Source organism: Amycolatopsis lurida (assembly GCF_900105055.1).
In the GTDB taxonomy this organism is placed as follows: domain Bacteria; phylum Actinomycetota; class Actinomycetes; order Mycobacteriales; family Pseudonocardiaceae; genus Amycolatopsis; species Amycolatopsis lurida.
Genome location: NZ_FNTA01000004.1, coordinates 7,274,403 through 7,292,696 on the forward strand (window position 1 = coordinate 7,274,403; position 18,294 = coordinate 7,292,696).

The following is an 18,294-nucleotide window of genomic DNA, read 5'->3' on the forward strand; positions in this document are numbered from 1 at the left end:
GTCCGCTCCTGCCGACGTCAGGACATCGGATGCTGGTGTCCGCAGAGGTCGCACGACAGCCGGGCCGGGCAGGCCACCTGCTCGCCTGCACGGCTCAGAGGGGCCAGCGGGCGCGGACGATTCCGTCGTCGTCCGGTCGCACGGCCACGAGCAGTGGGTTGTGGCCGTCGGTGGTGTGCGGCAGGAGGATGGCCGCGCGTGCGCCGGCGAACGCTTCGGCCAGGCACGCTCGGTCATCGCTGTCGGCGTGGAAGCCGTGGATGCGGCCGTCCGCGTGCTTCAGGACGGCCCAGCCGGCGAAGTCCGGCGTAATCGTGCGTAGCACCGCTGGAACGTCTGTGGACAGGTCCGGCCACACGTTCAGCAGGGCGCGCGGTCCGAGGTCGGGCACGGCGTCGGCGGTGAGCAGATGCCAGCGGGAGAGATTGGCGACGACCTGTTCTTCCAAGAGGAGCCTGCCGTGCTGTGCCAGGAGTGCCGCCACCTCGGCCCAGAACGCCGCGTCGGCCGGAACCGTTTCGTACGGTCCGTCGGCCGGGGCGTAGGGCGAGGCGTCCAGGGGCTCGACGAACAACCCGCTCGCGGTGGTCAGCGTGACCGCGTGTCCGCACGGTTGCTCGCTTCCGATGTACATGTACTGGTCGTAGCCGATGTGGACGAAGAACCGGTCTTCGGTCTCGAGCCGGCACCACGCGCCGTTGTCGCGCAGCATGACGCGCACCAGCTCACGCCCGACGTCCAGGGTGATCCGCGCGCCGTCGTGGTAGCCGGTGAGGTCGGCGGGGAACAGTCCGTGCAGTCCGTCGCCGTCGACGGGCGGCTCTGCTCCGAAGTGGACGAATCCATGGACCTCGGGGTCGCGGATGGTCAGCCGGGTCACGCCGGTGTCTTCGGCGAAGGCCGTCACGGCGGCGAGGTAGGCGGCCTCCACCGGACCGTGGTCGCTCGACACGTCCTCGGAACCGCGGTACGCGCCCCACTCGTCGCGATCGGCCGGGTCGTACTTGGTGATCCGGTAGACGTACGACGCGCTCATGATCGGCTGGGCCGTCCTTCGGAATCGCGGATGATCGGCGTGGTCACGCTAGCCGGGCCACCACGGCGGCGGCGAACCCGATGAACCGCAAAGCCCTGGTTCGCCACCGCCCGACGACATCGAGCTGTCGTGTCCGATCTTCTCGGTGTCGCCCTGAGGTGGGTACCGGAGGAGGCCCCTAGGCTGACGGCCACTGGGCGGTGAGCCGTTCCACCGCCGCCTCGATGTTGACCGCACCGGCTCCATAGGTCCGGATGCTGGCTTCGACCCGCGGAGTCACGTCGTCCGGCATGCCGACGGCCACCACGATCGCGTCGGGCCGGGCGGTCAGGGCCTCGGCCAGCCGGGCCGCTTGCCAAGGGGTCCGGTAAGCGTCCCTCACCACCAGCACCACCGGGCCGGTCGACGGCAAGACCACCGGGTCGTCTTCGGCGGCGAGCACCGCCGAGTGGGCAGCGCCGAGTTCGGTCAGCCGGTCGGCGAGGCTCCAGTGGGCCTCGCCCAGCGCGTTGCCGCCGGCGCGCAGTTCGACCACGAAGGCGGGAGCGGTCAACGCGACCGGTCCGTGGACGCGCAGCGCGCGCCGCGCGGCCTCGAGCCCGAGATCGCGCGGAGCGGCCAGAGCGCGCAGAGTGGAAACTCGCGTGGCCGCGGTTTCCAGTGTCTCCAAAGAAAGTGTGCCGGCGCGGACTGCTTCGGAGACCGACGCGCGGATGACCGCGCAGAGCTCCTCACCCTCGGTCGGGCCGAGCAGCAGCAGATCCGATCCCGCCCGCAGGGCACGGACGGCCACCGCGCCGATGTCCTGGTTGCCTTGGCCCGCTTCGATGGCGATCGCGCTGGACAGCAGCACACCTTCATAGCCCAGCTCGTCGCGGACGAGGTCGTGGAGCAGGCGGCGGCTCAGCGTCGCCGGGTTGTCCGGGTCCAGTGCGGGATAGAGCACGTGGGCGGTCATCATCGCGTGGACGCCCGCCTTGATCGCCGACACGAACGGCGCCAGCTCGCGCTCGCGGAACGTCGCATCCGGAATGTCCACAATGGGCAATGCGTGGTGCGGGTCGGTCACCGTCGCGCCGTGGCCGGGAAAGTGCTTGGCGCAGACGGACACGCCACCGTCCTGCATGGACTCGATGAACGCAGCGCCGTGTGAAGCGACCAGATCCGGCCGGGCGCCGAAGGACCGGACGCCGATGATCGGGTTGTCGGGATCGCTGTTGACGTCGATCGACGGGGCCAGGTTGAGGTTGACGCCGCAGGCCTTCAGATCCGCCGCGATGGCCGCGGCGACCTCGGCGGTCAGCGTCAGGTCGTCGATCTCGCCGAGCGCCAGGTTGCCCGGATACGCGCTGCCGGTTTCGTAGTCGAGGCGGGTGACGTCGCCGCCCTCCTCGTCCAGCGCGATCAGCGCGTCGGGCGCCGTCCGCCGTAGCGCGCGGGTGTGCCGGACGATCGCTTGCCTGCCACCGTCCAGATTGGCCGGGAACAGGGTGACCCCGGCGAGCCCGTCATCGAGCGCCGAATGCACCCAGGCCGGCGGTGCGGCCCCGGTGTACCCGGCGAGCAGGCAGGCGTTGACGAGCCGGTCCAACTCATTCACCGACAACGGAGTTCTCCTTCGCGTAGAGCTGTTCGAGTACGACGGCGACGCCGTCTTCGCTGTTGCTGCCGATCACGTGGTCCACCAGTGCGAGCACGTCGGGATGAGCGTTGGCCACGCCGTACGCCGTACCTGCCCAGGACAGCATCGGCAGGTCGTTGGGCATGTCACCGAACGCGATCACGTCCGAGGCCGCCACCCCGCTCCGCGCGGCCAGCCGGGCCAGCGCGGCCGCCTTGTTCACGCCGATCGCGATCGCTTCGACCAGGCGTGAGCCGTTGGAGTGGTACGCGGCGACGAGCCCCTCCAAGGCCGGCTTGGCCAGCGCGAGGAGTTCGTCGGCGGACAGCGAGGGGTGCCTGCCGAGCAGCTTCGGCGCGGGCAGGCTCAGCAGCGTCGCGTCGTCGGCGCGTTCGATCGTGGCGCCGCGGTCCCATTCCCACGGCTCGTAAACCGAGTCCGCGACCAACCGGTCGGCGTGCTCCACGGCGATACCGATGCCGGGGATCGCCGCCCGCAGCCTGGCGACCGCTTCGGCCAGATCCGGGGTCGTGATGGCGTATTCCTCGACGACCGTCCTGGTGTGCATGTCGTACAGGTAGGCGCCATTGGAGCAGATCGCGAGGCCCCGGTCACCGAATCGGCCGGCGATCTCCGCCACCAGCCGCGGTGGGCGGCCGGTGGCGACCACGAATTCGGCGCCCGATTCTTCGACGAGCGCGAACGCCGACACCGTGCGGTCGGAGATCGTGCCGTCCGGGCGTACCACCGTGCCGTCGAGATCCGTCGCCACCAGCAAGGGCGTCATGGAATCAATCCTTCGTCCGAGAACAATCCGGTCCAGGCGTCCCGGCTGGTCAGCCGCGGCAGCGCCGCGCGGTACCGCTCGCGGACGGCGGCGCCGTCGCGGATGAACCGGGTGAGCACTCGGGCGCCCTGGTACGCCAGCCGGACCAGGTGAGCCCGGTCGTACGTGCGGACGCGGACACCTCGTTGCGACGCGTCGGTCACCACCGCCGTGCGCAGCGCGCCGACCCGCCACCAGTCGGCCTCCGAAACCGGCACGGAGCCCAGGGCGAGCCGGTGCACGCCGAGCAACGGCCCGAGTGCCAGCCGGTCGAAGACACTCGGTTCGCTGATCGCGATGTCGTTCGACGCGAGCCCCGGGACGGCCGTCGGTGGATGCGCGACGGTCTCCGGATGGCGGGAACGCACCTCGCGGATCCGCGCCAGCGCCGCGACCCCGCCATCGCGCAGGATGTCCGGCCCGTCGAGAAAGTCCGACACCGCTTGGATCAGGGTCGCCGCGGCGCCGTATCGCATGCCCAGCAGCGAGGGGATCAGCTCGGCGAGCAGGGTTCCGGCGATCTTCAGCACCGGGAAATCGCCGTGCAGCGCCGAGATGATCGTGTAGTTGCGCAGGATGAAGTACCGATTGAGCTCGTCGGAGTCCTTCCACGGGAAGTCGGTGTGCCACAGGCCCGCGCCCGGCAGTGTCACCGTCGGGAATCCGTGTGCCCGTGCCCGGTAGGAGTACTCGGCGTCGTCACCCTGGAAGAAGAGGGGGAGCGGATAGCCGGTCTCCTTGACCACCTCGTACGGGATCAGGCACGCCCACCAGCCGTTGTAACCCGCGTCGACGCGGAACTCCTGCCGGTACGGCCTGCCGGTGGCCGGATCCGTGGCCAGCAGGTCGACCGCGTGCAGGCTGTGCCGGATCGGCATGCCCGGCCGGATGCCGTCCAGGTCGGTGTACTCGGCCGCCGCGTGCAACCGCGTGGGGTGCAGCAGGTTCAGCATCTGGCCGCCGAGGATCAGCGGTTCCGCCGTGGACGCCGAAAACGCCGTCATCCGGACGAGCAGGTCGGGTTCCAGCACGATGTCGTCGTCCATGAACAGCATGTTCACGTTCTCGCCGTCGACCTCGTACAGGCCGCGCGTGAAACCGCCCGCGCCACCCAGGTTCGGCTGCCGCAGGTACCGCAGCTTGCCCGGCGGCAGAACGCCCTCGGCCGGCACCGGGTCGGTGCCCTGATCGACGACGTACACGGCGTGCACCGTGGCCTGCGCCAAGTCGTCATCGGCGATCGCGGTCAGCGTGGCGAGGCAGTCGGCCGGGCGGTTCATCGTGCAGATGGTCACCACCGTCGGCCGTGACCGCTCCGCCGCCGGAACCGTCCAGCGCACGTCGCGGACGACAAGCCGTTGGCCCGGTTCGGTTTCCCAGTCCAGCCACAACGCGCCGCCGTCGACGAACCGGTCGAGGGGGGCGACCAGCGAGATCGGCCCGCCGTCCACCACCCGCGCCGCCACCACGCGCGGCTCGCCCTCGAAGTCCGACGCCAGCAGGGAAACCGTGCCGGAACCAGCGGCCTCCAGTCCGACCTCGACGACGCCGGCCGTCGTCCAGCGCTGCCAGTAGCTGGCCGGGAACCGTCCGAAGTACGTGTTGCCGGAGACCTTCGACGCGGATTCGAGGGTGAGTGTGGTCCGCTCGCGGCGAGCGCCGCCCGAGACGACCTGAACGTAGAGATCCTTGCCGATCACCCCATCGGGCCCGGCGAACAGCCCGCGCTGCGCGATCACCGGCACACCTCGGCGGTCACGGCCGCCAGGCCTGCGGCGGTCCCGGACAGCGGGAACCGGGCCGCGTTGCGCAGTCCGGCCGCACGCAGGTCCGTCAACGCGCTGTCGTCCTTGGCCAGGAGACGGACGGTGTCCGCGAGCGTGGACCGGGTGAACCGCAGCGCCGAATCGCCCAGCACCTCGGTCAACCCCGGCACCGGCTGATACGCCACCGGCAACCCGCAGGCCTGCGCCTCGACCGCGACGAGCCCGAACGCTTCCAACGTCGTCGACGGCATCACGAGCAGGTCGTGCCGCGCGAAGGCCTGCCACAACGCGGGGCGGTCGAACCAGCCGAGGTAGTCGACTTGAGTCGTGTCCACCGGTAGTGCGGCGAACTCGTGCTCGGGAGCCGCGACGCACAACGTCACGCCGGGCAGCCCCGTCAGGTCCGCGATCAGCTCGGCCGCCCCCTTCTCCGCGGTCAGCCGCCCGGCGTACAGCACCCGGAAGCCGTCCCGCGTCCCGGGCCGCGGCGGCGGCGAGTGCAGCAGCCGATCGGGGATTCCCCATGGCACGTGCACGATCCGCTTCGGTTCGACCGGCGTGACCTCGCGCAGGAGGCCGGCCATCGCCGAGGTCGGCACGACGACCGCGCCTGTCGACGCGGCGGCTTCGCGCAGCACGTCACGCTGGGTGGGATGCTCGGCCGCGAAGAGCAGATCGGTGCCGTGCACCAGGGCGATCCGCGGATGGTCCGGGAACGCACGGAGCAACGCGGGCGTGGCACCGAAACTCAAGTGCTGCCAATGCACCGCGTCGAAATCGGCCGGATCGAACCGACGTCGGATCGCGGTCGCCAACGCGTCCACATAGGACCAGAATCCCGGACCGTCGAGCTGCTTTCCCGGCACGTCGAGCAGGTGCGGCCCGCCGGGCTGCGCGCCGGAGCCGAGCATGAAGACGTCGGCCGCGATCGGCGCTTCCGGCGCGAGGTAGAGATCCTTGAGGAGCTCGACGCTCCCGCCGGGGCTGCCCGGCGGGAGGTCGATCCCGGTCAGTGTCTTCGGTGTCTTCGGTGTCTTCACGACAGTTCCTCGTACAGCCGGGAAATGTCGATACCGGACGTGCTCGTGTACTTCACGCCGACGTGCTGATAGCTCGCCAGGGACCCGTGCGCGACCAGGAAGATGATCTTGCCGAAGGTCATCAGCGGATAGACCCGGACCGGCCTGGCCACCCTGATCTCCAGCGTCCAGTTGATCGCGTGGCCGACGTGCCCGAGCGGCGCCGAGACATGGACCCAGATACCGAGCCCGCCGATCGTGTGGTCACCGTTGATCATCTGCGCGTAGCGCTCGGAACGTGTCCGCTCGTGGGTGACACCGAGGTACAGCCGCCCCGGCTCGAGCACCAGCCCCTCGGGCGGGATGACGAGTTCGGTGAACGGGGTCGACCTCGCCGCGTCCAGCTCCGTGTCGAAGACGCGCATCTTCTCGCCGAGGCGCCAGTCGTACGCGTTGGGCGACAACCGGTCCGGCTCGAACGGGTCGATCACGATGTCCCCGCTCTCCAGTGCCTTCTCGATCGCCTTGCGGGTGAGGATCACGACGTGACCGCCACCCGGTCGCGCCAATAGCGGGATTCTTGCGGGCCGACCGCCGACTGGTACTTCCCCGCGTAGAGATCGATCTCACCGGAGGACACGAAGAACATGATCTGGCCGATCTTCATGCCGTGGTAGACCCGCAACGGCTGCACGGGGGAGAGCATGAGCGTCCACTGGCCGTGGAAACCGATGTCCCCGATCGGTGCGGTGATCTCGACGAACAGCCCGAGCCTGCCGACCGAGGACCGGCCGAACAGCAGCGGCACGTAGATGTCCGAGCCGATGCGCTCCTCGGTGTGCCCGAGATAGAGCTGGTCGGGCTGGAGCACGTACCCGTCCTCGGGCAGCTGGATCGTCTCGGTCGGGTTCGGGTGGTAGGCGTCGACGACCTTGTCCCGATAGGACATCAGCGTGCCGCCGAGCTTGACGTTGTAGCTGTTCGGGTTGACCTGGTCCGGGCTGAACGGGGAGATCGCGATCCGGCCGTCGGTCACCGACTCGGTGATCTCGGGCCCGGTCAGGATCATTTGACGCCGCCCTTGGCCGTCACGAAGTGATACTTCACCTTGTCTTCGATCCCGAGGTCCCGCAGCAGCCGGTGCACCGTGGCGAAGTCGTTCATCATGACTTCGCCGTCCTCCTTGGCTCGGCAGTCGGCGATGATCTCGTCGACGTGCTCGATACCGGCGAACCGGAGCACCTGCGGCCACAGCTCGTAGTCCTCGGCGCCGAACGCGGTGATCGCCTCGGGGAGGTACCGGATGAAGAACTCCTGCCGCTCCGGCTCCAGTTTCGGGTAGATCTCCTTCATCAGTTCGGCCAGCACGGGACCGTGCGCCGCCTCGTCGCGGGCGTGCAGCCGGGCGATGAGCGCGTGCATCGGCTGGATGGACTTGTCGCCGGCCAGCAGGTCGAGGAAGGCGTTGATGCTGACCTCGCCGACGACCGTCCACATGAGATAGAGCAGATCGCGCTGCCACTGCTCGTCCATGCTCTCCGCGAGCGCGTAGAGCCTGCGGTTCGTCACCGGCTCCACAAAGGACTCTTCGAGACCGATCCCGCGTGCCTCACGGGTGCGCTGCATCGCCATCATGTGCATGTAGGTGTGCCACACCTCGTCGATATGGGACTGCTGGACGACTTCCTTGACCTCGTAGCGGTCGACACCGGGGAAGACGCCGTGCGCGAGCTTCTCGAAGGTCGGGTTCGCCACGTGTTCCTCGGCGGCGATGACGCGCTCGTTGTAGGCGATCCACGCCAGCGTGTTGACGAGCAGCCGCTGCTCGTCCGACGCTTCGAGGAACCGCGGGTGCTCCGAGAACGGCATGAGGTGCAGCGGGTAGTCCAGCAGGCTGGGATCGTATTCGCCGGGGTTGACCACTCCGGCCATGTCGGTGCGGATGGTCGCGCGCTTGGGCCAGGCCGCTGCCAGCCTGCGCAGCATGCTCGGTCCGACGTGGGTCTCCGCAAGCTCGATGGGATGCATCGTCATCTCTCTCCTGTCGCGAAGTTCGGGGTCACCAGGTCTTCGACGCGGACGAACTCGAGTCCGCGGGCCAGTAGTCCTTCGATCACCGACGGCAAGGCGGTGACGGTCTGGGAACGGTCGCCGCCACCGTCGTGCATCAGCACGATCGAGCCGGGAATCGTTTGCCGCAGCACGGTTCGCGCGATCACCTCCGGGCCGGGCATCGCCCAGTCCTCGGTGTCGACGTCCCACAGCGCGAGCCGCGCGCCGAGGTCCGTCAGCGAGCGGAGCACCGCGGGGGTCCGTGATCCGTAGGGCGGGCGGAAGAACGCGGGCACGGCGCCGAAAGCGTCCGCGATCACGTCGCCGGTCCGGTTGAGCTGGTCGGCCAGCTCCGTCGCCGAGAGATCCGGAAGATAGGGATGGGACCACGTGTGATTGCCGACGCCATGGCCCTGTTCCGCCATCCGCCGCAGATCTTCGCCGCGCGCGCCCGCGTTCAGCCCGACACAGAAGAAGGTGGCGCGGACCCCGTAGGACTCGAGAATGTCGAGGATCCGCCCGGTGTACGGAGGATGCGGGCCGTCGTCGAACGTGAGCGCGATCTGCCCGCGGGTCCGGTCGCCGTGCTCCAGTGAGCGCCCGGCCGCGGTCATCGCGGCCAGCGCTTCGTCGCTGGAGGCCATCGCCGCGTGATGTTCGTCCAGCCGCCCGGTGAGCGAACCCGACTCGATCTTCAAGCGCACCAACGAGCCGGGATCTCGCCACGCCGCGCGCGCCAGCTCGACGGCGGGCACCGAGCCGAAACCCGGCCTCGGCGGCAGGATGGCCGGGTCGGCGCGGTACATGTCCAGGCCGGCGGCCATGAAACCGCCGTCGAGCATGCCGTTGGTGCTGTCGACGACCGCGGTCACCGAGCGGCCGAGGCCGTTCAGATAGGACGCGATCTCCTTGCTCCGGTCCGCGGCGAACCGCACGGCCGGCCGGTCACCGTGCCCGTTCCCGTCGAGGACCGCGATCTCGAAACCCGAGGCGGTCCAGCCGATTCCGGCGTACAGCATCGATTTACCCCCATGGTGCGTGTCACTCAATCCAGTCCGGCTGTGGTGAGGTGCCTGGCGGTCGCCCGCCGGACGACGACCGGTCCGGCGATGGCGATCACCGCCGCGAGCAGGCCGGGTACCACCATGGCGGTGCCCAGCGAGGTGGCGTCGGCGAGCGGGCCGATGACCGCGGGCCCGCCGAGCTGCCCGGCGTAGGCCATGGTGGTCACCCAGGAAAGCGCGCGCCCGACGTTCGCGCCACCCGCGCCGACGGCGCTGAAGATCGCCGGTACGACGGTCGCCAGACCGGCCGCCACGACCACCCAGCCGACCAGGCCGAAAGCCAGCCGTGCCCCGGGAAGCAGCGGCGCGACGAGAACGAGCGCGTACCCCAGCACGGCGACCGATCCCGCGTACCGCATCCAGCTCGCCGGGTTCACCTTCGACCGGATCCGGTCGGCGGTGAGCCGGGAAACGGTCAGCGCGGCGGCGAACGCCGTGTACGCGAACGACGCCGTCGCCGGATCCGCGCCGAGCATTCCTTGCGCGTGCAGGGAAGCCCAGCTGTAACCGGCGCCCTCGCTGACGAAACCGGCCAGTGCGACCAAGCCGAGCAGCATGATGGTGCTCGTCGGCAGCCCGGCGGAAGAGACGACCGGGTCATCCGTCACCTCGCCTTGTGTCTTGCCGGTCAGCAAATGCTTGCCGGGCAAGAGAAACAGTGCTGCCGCGACCACACCGGCGCCGACCATCAGCGCCGGGCCACCCGTTTCGAGATGCAGGCCGATGGTGATCGTGAGGCCGCCGGCCACTCCTCCCAGGCTCCACACCCCGTGGAACGCCGACATGATCGAGCGTCCGTAGCGGGTTTCCACCTCGACCGCGTGGCCGTTCATCGCGACGTCCAAGGAGCCGAGCGCACCGCCGAGCACGAACGCGGCGACCAGCAGTACCGGAAAATTCGGGGCCAGCGCGGGGCCGAGCAGCGTGAGCGCCGCGACGGGCGCGATCACCCGTAACACCGCGCGGCTCGACCAGGCGTCGGCCAGCCGCCCGGCCACCGGCATGCAGGCCATCGAGCCGAGCGCGGTGCTCAGCAGGACCAGCCCGATCCGGCCTTCGCCGAGGTGGAGCCGGGCGTTGATCGACGGCAGTGACGCGCTCCAGACGGCGCAGATCAAGCCGCAGAGCCCGAAAACGCCCATCACGGCCAATCTGGCGCGACGAACGGCGGGCTCGGGACGCGTCACGGCGGTGGACTTCCTTCTCTGCTGGCGGGCATGACAAAGGAGGAGTCCTCATTGTCCACATAGGACAAAGCTGCGAACCGTCCCCCAGTTCGACCGGATCCGCGACGGTGCGACCGGTTTAGTAAAGAAACTTTCCTAATTAGGATGCAGGCCCGATGGTCCCGCTGTCAAGGGACAAACTCACCGTTCGAGCGGCGTCGCGAGCAGGGCGCGCACGGCCGCCAGCTCGTCGTCACCTTTCACCGAGGCGACCCAAGGCCTCGTCAAATGATCACCCGCCCTCCTGGGCACCAGGTGGACATGAAGGTGGAAGACGTCCTGCCAGCCGGCGGATCGGTTGGCCTGGAACAAGGTCAATCCGTCCGGCCGCAGCACTTCGCGGATCCGGGCGGCCATCGAGTGGACGGTCCGCATGACGGCGGCCGCGCCCTCGGCGGAGATCTCCCAGATGTCGGCGGCATGGGCCCGGGGTATCACCAGGGTGTGTCCCGGCGTCACGGCGGTGTGGTCGAGGAACGCGATCGTGGTCTCGTCCTCGAACAGTACGCGCCCGGTGTCCTGCCGGCCGGCCGCGATCTCGCAGAAAACGCAAGCGGTGTCGGTTTCGTCCATGCCGCCGACTGTAGAGCGACCCGGCGAACGACGGCACTGTCCACAGTGGATTTTCGGAATGGTGGTGACGAGTGGCGGTGTTCATGTCCTGGTCACCTGGCCGTGCTGTTACTTTCGGGTAACTTGTCACGTGGTGACTTCATAGTGGGCTGTCCGATTCGCTCCAGGGAAGGAACACCTTGATGGCTCAGGCATCCAGAGCCCGCGTCACCGTCGGCGGTCTCGTGCTCGCCGTGACGCTCGCCGCGGTCTTGCCCCCTTCGGCCGTCGCGGCCGGCGAACTGCCGAGCGTGAAGCCGACGACCGAAACCCCTGCCGTGTACGACGACGAGGCAGGCGGCAACGCGGACGCCGACGACCCGGCGATCTGGCGCAACCCGGCGGCTCCGGATCGCAGCCTCGTCGTCGCCACGGTCAAGGAAGGCGGCCTGCGCGTCTACGACCTCGACGGCCGCGAAGTGCAGTCGATACCGGCGCCGAAAGCGCCCGGCCCGGACGATGCCCCCGGCCGGTTCAACAACGTCGACCTCGTGCACCGGATGAAGGTCGGCTCCCGGGTGAGCGACCTGGCCGTCGCCAGTGATCGCGGCCGCGACCGGCTGCGGATCTACCGTATCGACGGCGGAAACGCCGGTGCCCCGCTCACCGACATCACCGATCCCTCGGCGCCGGCGATCTTCTCCGCGTCGCCGGAGGAGATCAACGAGCAGCGCACCGCTTACGGCCTCGCCACGTGGACCGACCCCTCCAGCGGCCGCTCGTACGCGGTGGTCAGCCAGCGGGAACGCACCGCGCTCAGCCTGCTGGAGCTGACCGCGGGAGCCGGAGGCACGGTCTCCTACCGCAAGGTGCGCACTCTCGCGTTGCCGTCCCAGTTCCGGTTGCCGAACGGCAAATCGTGGACCCCGTGCGGCGAGCCGGGCGAACTGCCCCAGATCGAAGGTATGGTCGTCGATCCCGCGAACGGCACCCTCTACGCAGGGCAGGAGGACGTGGGTATCTGGCGGGTGGACGCCGACCTCGAAGGCACTCCGAAGCTCATCGACAAGGTCCGCGAGTACGGCATCCCCGGAACCTACGACGAGGCGACCGAAGAATGCGTACCCGGATCCGACCCGGGCTACGGCGGCACGCGGCTGTCGGCCGACGTCGAAGGTCTCACCCTGCTCAAGGAGAGGGACGGTGACGGCTACCTGCTCGCTTCCAGTCAGGGGGACAACAGCTTCGCCGCCTACGACCGCGAACTCGGCGACGACAACGAGTACGAAGGCGGCTTCCGGGTGATCGCCGCGTCCGCGACCCTCGACGGCACCGAGGAAAGCGACGGCGCCGCCGTCCTCAACGAGCCGCTCGGCAGCAAGTACCCGAACGGCCTGCTCGTCGTCCAGGACGGTGACGACAAGCCGGGGGAGCCGGGTCGCGACGCCACGAACTTCAAGTTCGTCGACCTCAAACGCGTACTCGACGCCCTCGACGACTGACCCGACGTCGGCCCGTTCTTCGATGTTGCCATTGAGGGGTAAGGGCAACCGTGGCGTGGTGCGAAAGCCACTTTCACAACGTCAGCGGACTGTCCACCGGACACGGTTGCCCTATCTCTCAACAGAACGCTCCTTGTCCTCACGTTCGGCCGGGAGACGACCCTGTCGAACGCGCGTCCGACCTGAGCCGGTCGCGGACCTCGACGGCCTCCGGCACCCCCATCTCGGTGTACGCGGTATGCGCGGTCTGCCAGTGTTTCCGCGCGGTGACCGGATCCCCGGCGGCGAACAGCGCGTCACCGAGCCCGCTTTGGGCTCTGGCCAGTTCGTAGCGGCTGTCCGCCGCGGTCGCCGACTCGATCGACCGCCGCAGGCAACGCACGGCGTCGGCTGCCCGCCCGGCGGTGAGCAGGGTCGCCGCCAGGTCGTTGTTCGCCGCCAGCACTCCTTCCCTGCTGCCGATCTCCCCGGCCAGATCGATGGCTTGCCGGTGATGTGCCAGCGCCTCGTCGATCCGTCCCGCCTCGACGAGCAGGACACCGAGATGGTTGAGTACCTTGCCCTCGTCGGCCCGGTTGTGCGTCTGCCTCGCGACGGCGAGCGCCTGTTCGTAACAGGTCCAGGCCTCGGTGTCCTTCCCCATGCGCCAGAACGTGGTGCCGAGCCCGTCGAGCGTCCGGCATTCGCAGAGGTGGTCACCGCTCGCCCTGGTCACGTCGAGGGCCTGGGACAAATGGTCGACGGCGGCGGGATGATTCCCCAAGCGCATCTCGGCGAGGCCGATATTGCACAACTGCCGTGCCCGGAACGACTCGTTGTTCCGGGCGACCGCGAACTCCATGGCCTGCCGGAAACAGGGCAACGCGGCGCGATAGTCACCGAGACTGGTCAGCAACAGGCCTACGTTCCCCGACAGGTTGACGACGTAGTCGGATTCCCCGGCGGCGGAGAACTCCTTGATCGCGTCCTCCAGGACGGCGAGTGCCTCGGCGGTGTTCCCCCGCTGCCAGTGGGTCATGGCCAGCCCGTTCAGCACGTGCCCTCGGGTGACACCGGACGCGACCCGGGCGGCGTTCCCGAACAGGGCGAGGGCGTCGCTCACGTGGACGCGGGCCTCGAAATAGCTCGTCATCACGCACGCGAGCCGCGTCACGTGCTCGGCACGTCCTTCGCTCAGCGCCCAGCCCGACGCGACGACGAGGTTGACCCGCTCGGCGTCCAGCCATGCCATCGCCTCGTCCGGCCCGTCGAACACGAGAGCCCGCACCGCGGGGGTGGGCAGGTCCTCCCATCGCTCCGCCTCATGGGGGAAACAGGTGACGAGCGCGGCACGGGCGGTGGCCAGCTGGAAGTCGAGCAGCCGGACCGCCGCGGCCCGGCGCACCCTGGCCTGGACGTTCTCCCGGACGCGTTTCTCGGCGAAGACCCGGACCAGGTCGTGCAGTTCGAACCGCGACGCGCGGGCGGTGACCATGGTGGCCGCCACCAGATCGTCGAGTTGCCGACGGACGACGTCGACCTCGACGCCGGCCAACGCCGCCGCCGCGTGGTCGTCGACATCGCGTCCTGGATAGACGGCGAGCAGGCCGAGCAAGACCCGGTCCGGTTCGGCCAGTTCGTCGTACGACGTGCGCAACGCGACTTCGACCCCGTCGTCCAGCCGCAGCATGGTCCGCAGATCGGCGAGGCGGTCCCGGTGGTCGGCCATCGTCCACTCGTCCGAGGCGGCCAACCGGCGGGTCACCAGCGCGAGGGCCAGCGGCAGCCGTCCGACCAGTTCGATGATGTCGGCCGCCTCGCCCTGCTCCGCGTCGACGCGTTCGTCGCCTATCCCGTCGCGGAGCAACTCGACCGACTCTTCCGGCGTGAACACGTCGAGTTCCACGTGCCGTGCCGCGTCCAGCCCGGCGAGACGGCGCCTGCTGGTGACCAGCACCATGCAGGTCGGAAGGGCGGGCAGCAACGGCTGCACCTGGTCGACCGACGCCGCGTTGTCCAGCAGGATCAGCGCGCGCCGTCCGTCCAGCAGGCGACGGAAAAGCGCGCTCCGGCCGGCGAGGGTGAGGCAGCCGATCTCGCTCCCGGACGCCCCGAGCCTGCGCAGGAAGCCTTCGAGCACCGCGGCCGGGTCGGCGGCGGGCCGATCCGCGTCGAAGCCGCGGAGATTCACCACCAGCCGCACGTCCGCGAACCGGCCGCGCTCGGCCAGCAGCCGCGCGACCTCGCCGGCGAACCGGGTCTTGCCGACCCCGGCCATCCCGGAGATCGCCCACACCCCGGCGTCGTCCGGCCCGGCCTCCAGCAGCCGGCGCAGCTGAGCCTGTCTGCCGACGAACCTGCCGTCCCCGGCGGGCACGTGATCGGCCACGCTGATCACGGCCGCCTCGGTGGCGTGTCCGGTGATCACCCGGTGCGCCTGCCGCCATTCCGCCGCGACGTCCATCCCGAGCAGCACGGCCGCGATGTCGACGACCAGTTCGGCGTCCAAGCGTTTGCGTCCTGGTAGGAGGCAGCGATACACGGTGTTGTAGGCGGGGAGGTCGACCGACCCCCGGGCCGTGCGCAGGCGCCGCACCCGCCGGTGCAGTTCCCGGTGGGTCAACCCCGCCCAGGCCAACGCCTGCCTCAGCCGCTGGGAGAGCTCGTCGTACGACCGGGCGCCGAGCGGGCTCGGCGGCTGTTCCTCCGGCACGGCGACCCCCTGGACACGTGAAAGCGATCCGCCCGGCGGTGACTTCCGGACCGAATGCTGACCGACCTTAGACGAGATCCGGCGACCGGTCGGCCGAATGGGCCTAAGTACATGAGGCCCCCTTCACGTCCTTAGGCCGAGTGGTGCTTTATGGGGCGCCGTGACGATTATGGACTTGAGCAGGGGAGCAACCGGCGATTTCTCCTGGTCGGGCCATTTCGATCGGACTGCTCTTTTCGACCATGAATCCCGACCGGACGCCGGAGCCGCTGGGTGCCGGTTCGTTCGACGAGCCGGCGGCCCGGTTGAACACGCCAGAAAGGGGCCGACTCGCCGACTGAGTGATTTCCGTCAGCCGATTACCGGGCCACGGCGAACATTTTCGGCAACTCGTGGGCCGGCATAGTGACCTTGATCGAAGTCGTCCGAAAACGCCGGACGGCGAGTTCCCGTCACGAAACCACCATCGCGGTGCCCATCGCGTCGTGCAGCGTCCGCGCGCGTTCGCGGAACGGCCTGGCCTTGTCCGGGTCACCGGCGTCGTCATGGGTCGCGGCGATCCCGGTCAGCGCGCGGGCCTCCTCATGCGGTTCGCTGGTGAGCCGGGCGAGATCGGCGGCCCGCGTGTAGTGCGCCAGCGCGGCCGACCGGTCACCGCACGCCAGCGCGCTGTCCGCGAGCCCGTTGTGCACGAGGGTCTCCAGCGGCCGGATGCCGGTCGCCACCGCGATGTCGAGCGCCGCCTCCTGATGCAGGCGGGCCGCGGCCGCGTCGCCCTGCCGGAGGTGCACCAGCCCGAGATAGGCCAGCGCGTACCCTTCGGCCTCCCGGTGCCCCTCGGCCCTGCTCACGGTCAGCGACCGGTGGAGGTGGTCGTGGGCTTCCGTCCACCGGCCCAGCGCGCGGTACACGTCCCCGAGATTGTGCAGCGAGATCGCCTCGCTCAGCCGGTCGCAGATGCTCTCGGAGATGGTCAGGCAGCGCCGATAGCAGCCGAGAGCGGCGTCGAGTTCGCCCCGGCGTTCGTGGATGAAGCCGAGGTTGGACAGCGAGCGTCCCTCGTTGAGGCGGTCGCCGGTCTCCTGGGAAACCGTGACCGCCTCGCGCAGGTGGTCCGCCGCGTCGGCGTACCGGCCCAGCTGCGCGTACACGGTGCCGAGGGTGTTCAGCGCGCGGCCGGTGCCGACCGGGCTTCCGTCGACGTCGAGGCAGCGGGTCAGATGCGTCACCGCCTCGTCGAAATGGCCGAGCCTGGCGCAGATCGCGGCCAGGTCGACGAGCGCCTGCTGGGTGCCGACGGCGTCGCCCGCCCCCTGTGCCTCGGTGAGCGCGAGACGGTGCAATGTGCGCAGGGCGCCGTAGTGACCGTGCATCCGCAACGCCTGCCACAGCACGGTCGAGAGGTCGCGGGCGTAGGTTTCGCCGGTGACCGACGACTGTTCCGCGACGGCGATCAAGGTGGGCAGCTCCGCCGCCAGCCAGGTCGCCGCTTCGTCGGCGCCGGTGAACATGACGTTCTCGGTGATCGGGGTGAGCAGCGGTCTTCGGTTGGGGTCGCCCGTGGTCATCGACCCGGCCGCGTCGGCCGCCCCGGCCACACAGTGCTCGGCGAGGCGGCGCAGGGCCGCCGAACGCCGTTGCGCCGGTTCCTCGCCGGCGCGGCCGCGCGCGTAGTCGCGGACCAGGTCGTGGAATTCGAACCGGCCGTCCGCGCGGTGCCCGAGCAGTAGGTGGCTGTCGACGAGTGCGTCGAGGAGCCTGCGGGTCTCCGGCGGATCCGTGCCCAGTAGCGCCGCCGCGGCGACGGTGTCCCAGTGCGGGCCGGGATGGAGCCCGAGCAGACGCAGGGCCGAGGCCACGTCGCCGGGCAGCGCGTCGTAGGACCAGGACAGCACGGAGGGCAGCGAGGTGGTCTTCTCTTCGGTGGTCAGCGCGGCGAGCCGGTCCCCGGCCGGACGCATCGAGGACGCCACGTTCGCCAGGTTCCGGTTGTGCGCGAGCCGCTCACCGACGATGCGCAGGGCGAGTGGCAGACCGCCGCACCCCGACACCATGTCGGCGAGCGCGGTGCGGTCGGCGAACCTCCGTCCGGGGCCCGCCAGCCGGTCGAGCAGGGAGAACGACTCCTGCTCGGTCAGCGGCGGCACCGGCACCCGGTGCGCGTCGGCGCTGATCGTCAGCCCGTGCAGTGCCGCGCGGCTCGTCACCACCACCGCGCAGCCCGCGTGGCCGGGCAGCAGTGGCCGGACCTGATCCGCCGAGCGCGCGTTGTCCAGCACGAGGAGCACCGAACGGTCGGCCAGCACACTGCGCAGCGACGCGGCCCGGTCGTCGAGGTCGGCGGGCACGTCCGCCACGGGCACGCCGAGCGCCCGCAGGAACGACCGCAGCACCTCACCCGGGTCGGCGGGCGCACCCGGCCCGTAGCCACGCAGGTTCGCGAACAGCTGCCCGTCGGGGAAGTCGTGTTTGACCCGCTGCGCCCACTGCACGGCCAGGGAGGTCTTGCCGACCCCGGCCATGCCCTCCAGCACCGCCACGACGACGCCCCCGCCCGCCCCCTCGGCGCGGAGGGCGTCGAGCGCGTCGATCTCCCGCTGCCGCCCGATGAACGACGTGATGCCCGAAGGCAGTTGCGCGGGCACCGAAACGACCGGCGTTCTCGTGGGCGACACCGCGTCCGGGCAGTAGTGCCGCACGAAGCGGCTCGCCTGCTCGCCCTGGAGAGCCAGCCCCAGCGCCAGTGCCTCCACCGAATGGCGCCGCGGCCGGGCGACCCGGCCGCGTTCGATGTTGCTGATGCTTCGTACCGTCAGCCCGGTGCGTTCCGCCAACTCCTCCTGGGTGAGCCCGGCGTCCCGCCGCGCCTCACCCAGCAACGAACTCGGCCGCTCGTCCATTTTACGGATGCTAGAGCGGGTCCGACGCCGAAAAGCGG

Annotated in this window: 14 protein-coding genes; 1 reads left to right on the forward strand and 13 read right to left on the reverse strand. The window is 69.8% G+C overall.

Annotated features, from left to right (window positions below; all coding sequences use genetic code 11):
- Positions 1–94: 94 nt before the first annotated feature.
- The 11 genes from BLW75_RS39535 to BLW75_RS39585 all read right to left on the reverse strand — a co-directional run bounded on the left by BLW75_RS39535 (position 95) and on the right by BLW75_RS39585 (position 11,183).
- The gene (locus tag BLW75_RS39535; RefSeq protein ID WP_034311375.1) at positions 95–1,036 is read right to left on the reverse strand and encodes a hypothetical protein; all 942 of its coding nucleotides are present in this window, start codon (positions 1,034–1,036) and stop codon (positions 95–97) included.
- Between the two features lie 178 nt (positions 1,037–1,214).
- Entirely contained in the window at positions 1,215–2,636 is a 1,422-nt protein-coding gene (locus BLW75_RS39540) for a glycoside hydrolase family 3 protein (protein ID WP_091599358.1), read from the reverse strand.
- Positions 2,629–3,444, reverse strand: a complete 816-nt coding sequence (locus tag BLW75_RS39545; protein ID WP_034311379.1) for an HAD family hydrolase — start codon at positions 3,442–3,444, stop codon at positions 2,629–2,631. Before BLW75_RS39545 ends, BLW75_RS39540 begins: the two co-directional genes overlap by 8 nt.
- Positions 3,441–5,222: a glycosyltransferase gene (locus BLW75_RS39550; protein WP_034311599.1), complete on the reverse strand. Its 1,782-nt coding sequence runs from the start codon at positions 5,220–5,222 to the stop codon at positions 3,441–3,443. Before BLW75_RS39550 ends, BLW75_RS39545 begins: the two co-directional genes overlap by 4 nt.
- Entirely contained in the window at positions 5,219–6,289 is a 1,071-nt protein-coding gene (locus tag BLW75_RS43845; protein ID WP_034311381.1) for a glycosyltransferase family 4 protein, read from the reverse strand. The genes BLW75_RS39550 and BLW75_RS43845 overlap by 4 nt, the downstream gene beginning before the upstream one ends.
- Entirely contained in the window at positions 6,286–6,810 is a 525-nt protein-coding gene (locus BLW75_RS39560) for a dCTP deaminase (protein WP_034311383.1), read from the reverse strand. Before BLW75_RS39560 ends, BLW75_RS43845 begins: the two co-directional genes overlap by 4 nt.
- Complete coding sequence (gene dcd, locus BLW75_RS39565) at positions 6,807–7,337, reverse strand: dCTP deaminase (RefSeq protein WP_034311385.1); 531 nt, start codon at positions 7,335–7,337, stop codon at positions 6,807–6,809. Before dcd ends, BLW75_RS39560 begins: the two co-directional genes overlap by 4 nt.
- Positions 7,334–8,302 (reverse strand): diiron oxygenase, encoded by a 969-nt coding sequence (locus tag BLW75_RS39570; RefSeq protein ID WP_241783562.1) that lies wholly within the window; start codon positions 8,300–8,302, stop codon positions 7,334–7,336. The genes dcd and BLW75_RS39570 overlap by 4 nt, the downstream gene beginning before the upstream one ends.
- Complete coding sequence (locus BLW75_RS39575; RefSeq protein WP_034311390.1) at positions 8,299–9,339, reverse strand: polysaccharide deacetylase family protein; 1,041 nt, start codon at positions 9,337–9,339, stop codon at positions 8,299–8,301. The genes BLW75_RS39570 and BLW75_RS39575 overlap by 4 nt, the downstream gene beginning before the upstream one ends.
- A gap of 26 nt (positions 9,340–9,365) precedes the next feature.
- Complete coding sequence (locus BLW75_RS39580; RefSeq protein WP_143055431.1) at positions 9,366–10,571, reverse strand: MFS transporter; 1,206 nt, start codon at positions 10,569–10,571, stop codon at positions 9,366–9,368.
- Between the two features lie 180 nt (positions 10,572–10,751).
- On the reverse strand, positions 10,752–11,183 hold the full coding sequence (locus tag BLW75_RS39585; protein WP_034311393.1) for an HIT family protein: 432 nt from the start codon (positions 11,181–11,183) through the stop codon (positions 10,752–10,754).
- Positions 11,184–11,365: 182 nt separating this feature from the next.
- On the opposite strand from BLW75_RS39585, the gene BLW75_RS39590 reads away from it, so the two are divergent.
- Positions 11,366–12,664 carry a phytase gene (locus BLW75_RS39590; RefSeq protein ID WP_034311395.1) on the forward strand — a complete coding sequence of 433 codons (1,299 nt, stop codon included), beginning with the start codon at positions 11,366–11,368 and terminating at the stop codon, positions 12,662–12,664.
- 139 nt (positions 12,665–12,803) lie between these two features.
- Here BLW75_RS39590 and BLW75_RS39595 read toward each other — a convergent pair whose 3' ends face one another.
- Both BLW75_RS39595 and BLW75_RS39600 read right to left on the reverse strand, forming a co-directional pair.
- Positions 12,804–15,356: a tetratricopeptide repeat protein gene (locus BLW75_RS39595; RefSeq protein ID WP_034311397.1), complete on the reverse strand. Its 2,553-nt coding sequence runs from the start codon at positions 15,354–15,356 to the stop codon at positions 12,804–12,806.
- Positions 15,357–15,808: 452 nt separating this feature from the next.
- Complete coding sequence (locus tag BLW75_RS39600; RefSeq protein WP_091599364.1) at positions 15,809–18,256, reverse strand: ATP-binding protein; 2,448 nt, start codon at positions 18,254–18,256, stop codon at positions 15,809–15,811.
- Between the last annotated feature and the right edge of the window lie 38 nt (positions 18,257–18,294).

Excerpts from the sequence above, each read along its gene's own strand:
- BLW75_RS39585 (WP_034311393.1), bottom strand. The coding sequence starts at position 11,183 with ATGGACGAAACCGACACCGCTTGCGTTTTCTGCGAGATCGCGGCCGGC.
- dcd (WP_034311385.1), bottom strand. The coding sequence starts at position 7,337 with ATGATCCTGACCGGGCCCGAGATCACCGAGTCGGTGACCGACGGCCGG.
- BLW75_RS39575 (WP_034311390.1), bottom strand. The coding sequence starts at position 9,339 with ATGCTGTACGCCGGAATCGGCTGGACCGCCTCGGGTTTCGAGATCGCG.
- BLW75_RS39600 (WP_091599364.1), bottom strand. The coding sequence starts at position 18,256 with ATGGACGAGCGGCCGAGTTCGTTGCTGGGTGAGGCGCGGCGGGACGCC.
- BLW75_RS39570 (WP_241783562.1), bottom strand. The coding sequence starts at position 8,302 with ATGACGATGCATCCCATCGAGCTTGCGGAGACCCACGTCGGACCGAGC.
- BLW75_RS39545 (WP_034311379.1), bottom strand. The coding sequence starts at position 3,444 with ATGACGCCCTTGCTGGTGGCGACGGATCTCGACGGCACGGTGGTACGC.
- BLW75_RS39535 (WP_034311375.1), bottom strand. The coding sequence starts at position 1,036 with ATGAGCGCGTCGTACGTCTACCGGATCACCAAGTACGACCCGGCCGAT.
- BLW75_RS39590 (WP_034311395.1), top strand. The coding sequence starts at position 11,366 with ATGGCTCAGGCATCCAGAGCCCGCGTCACCGTCGGCGGTCTCGTGCTC.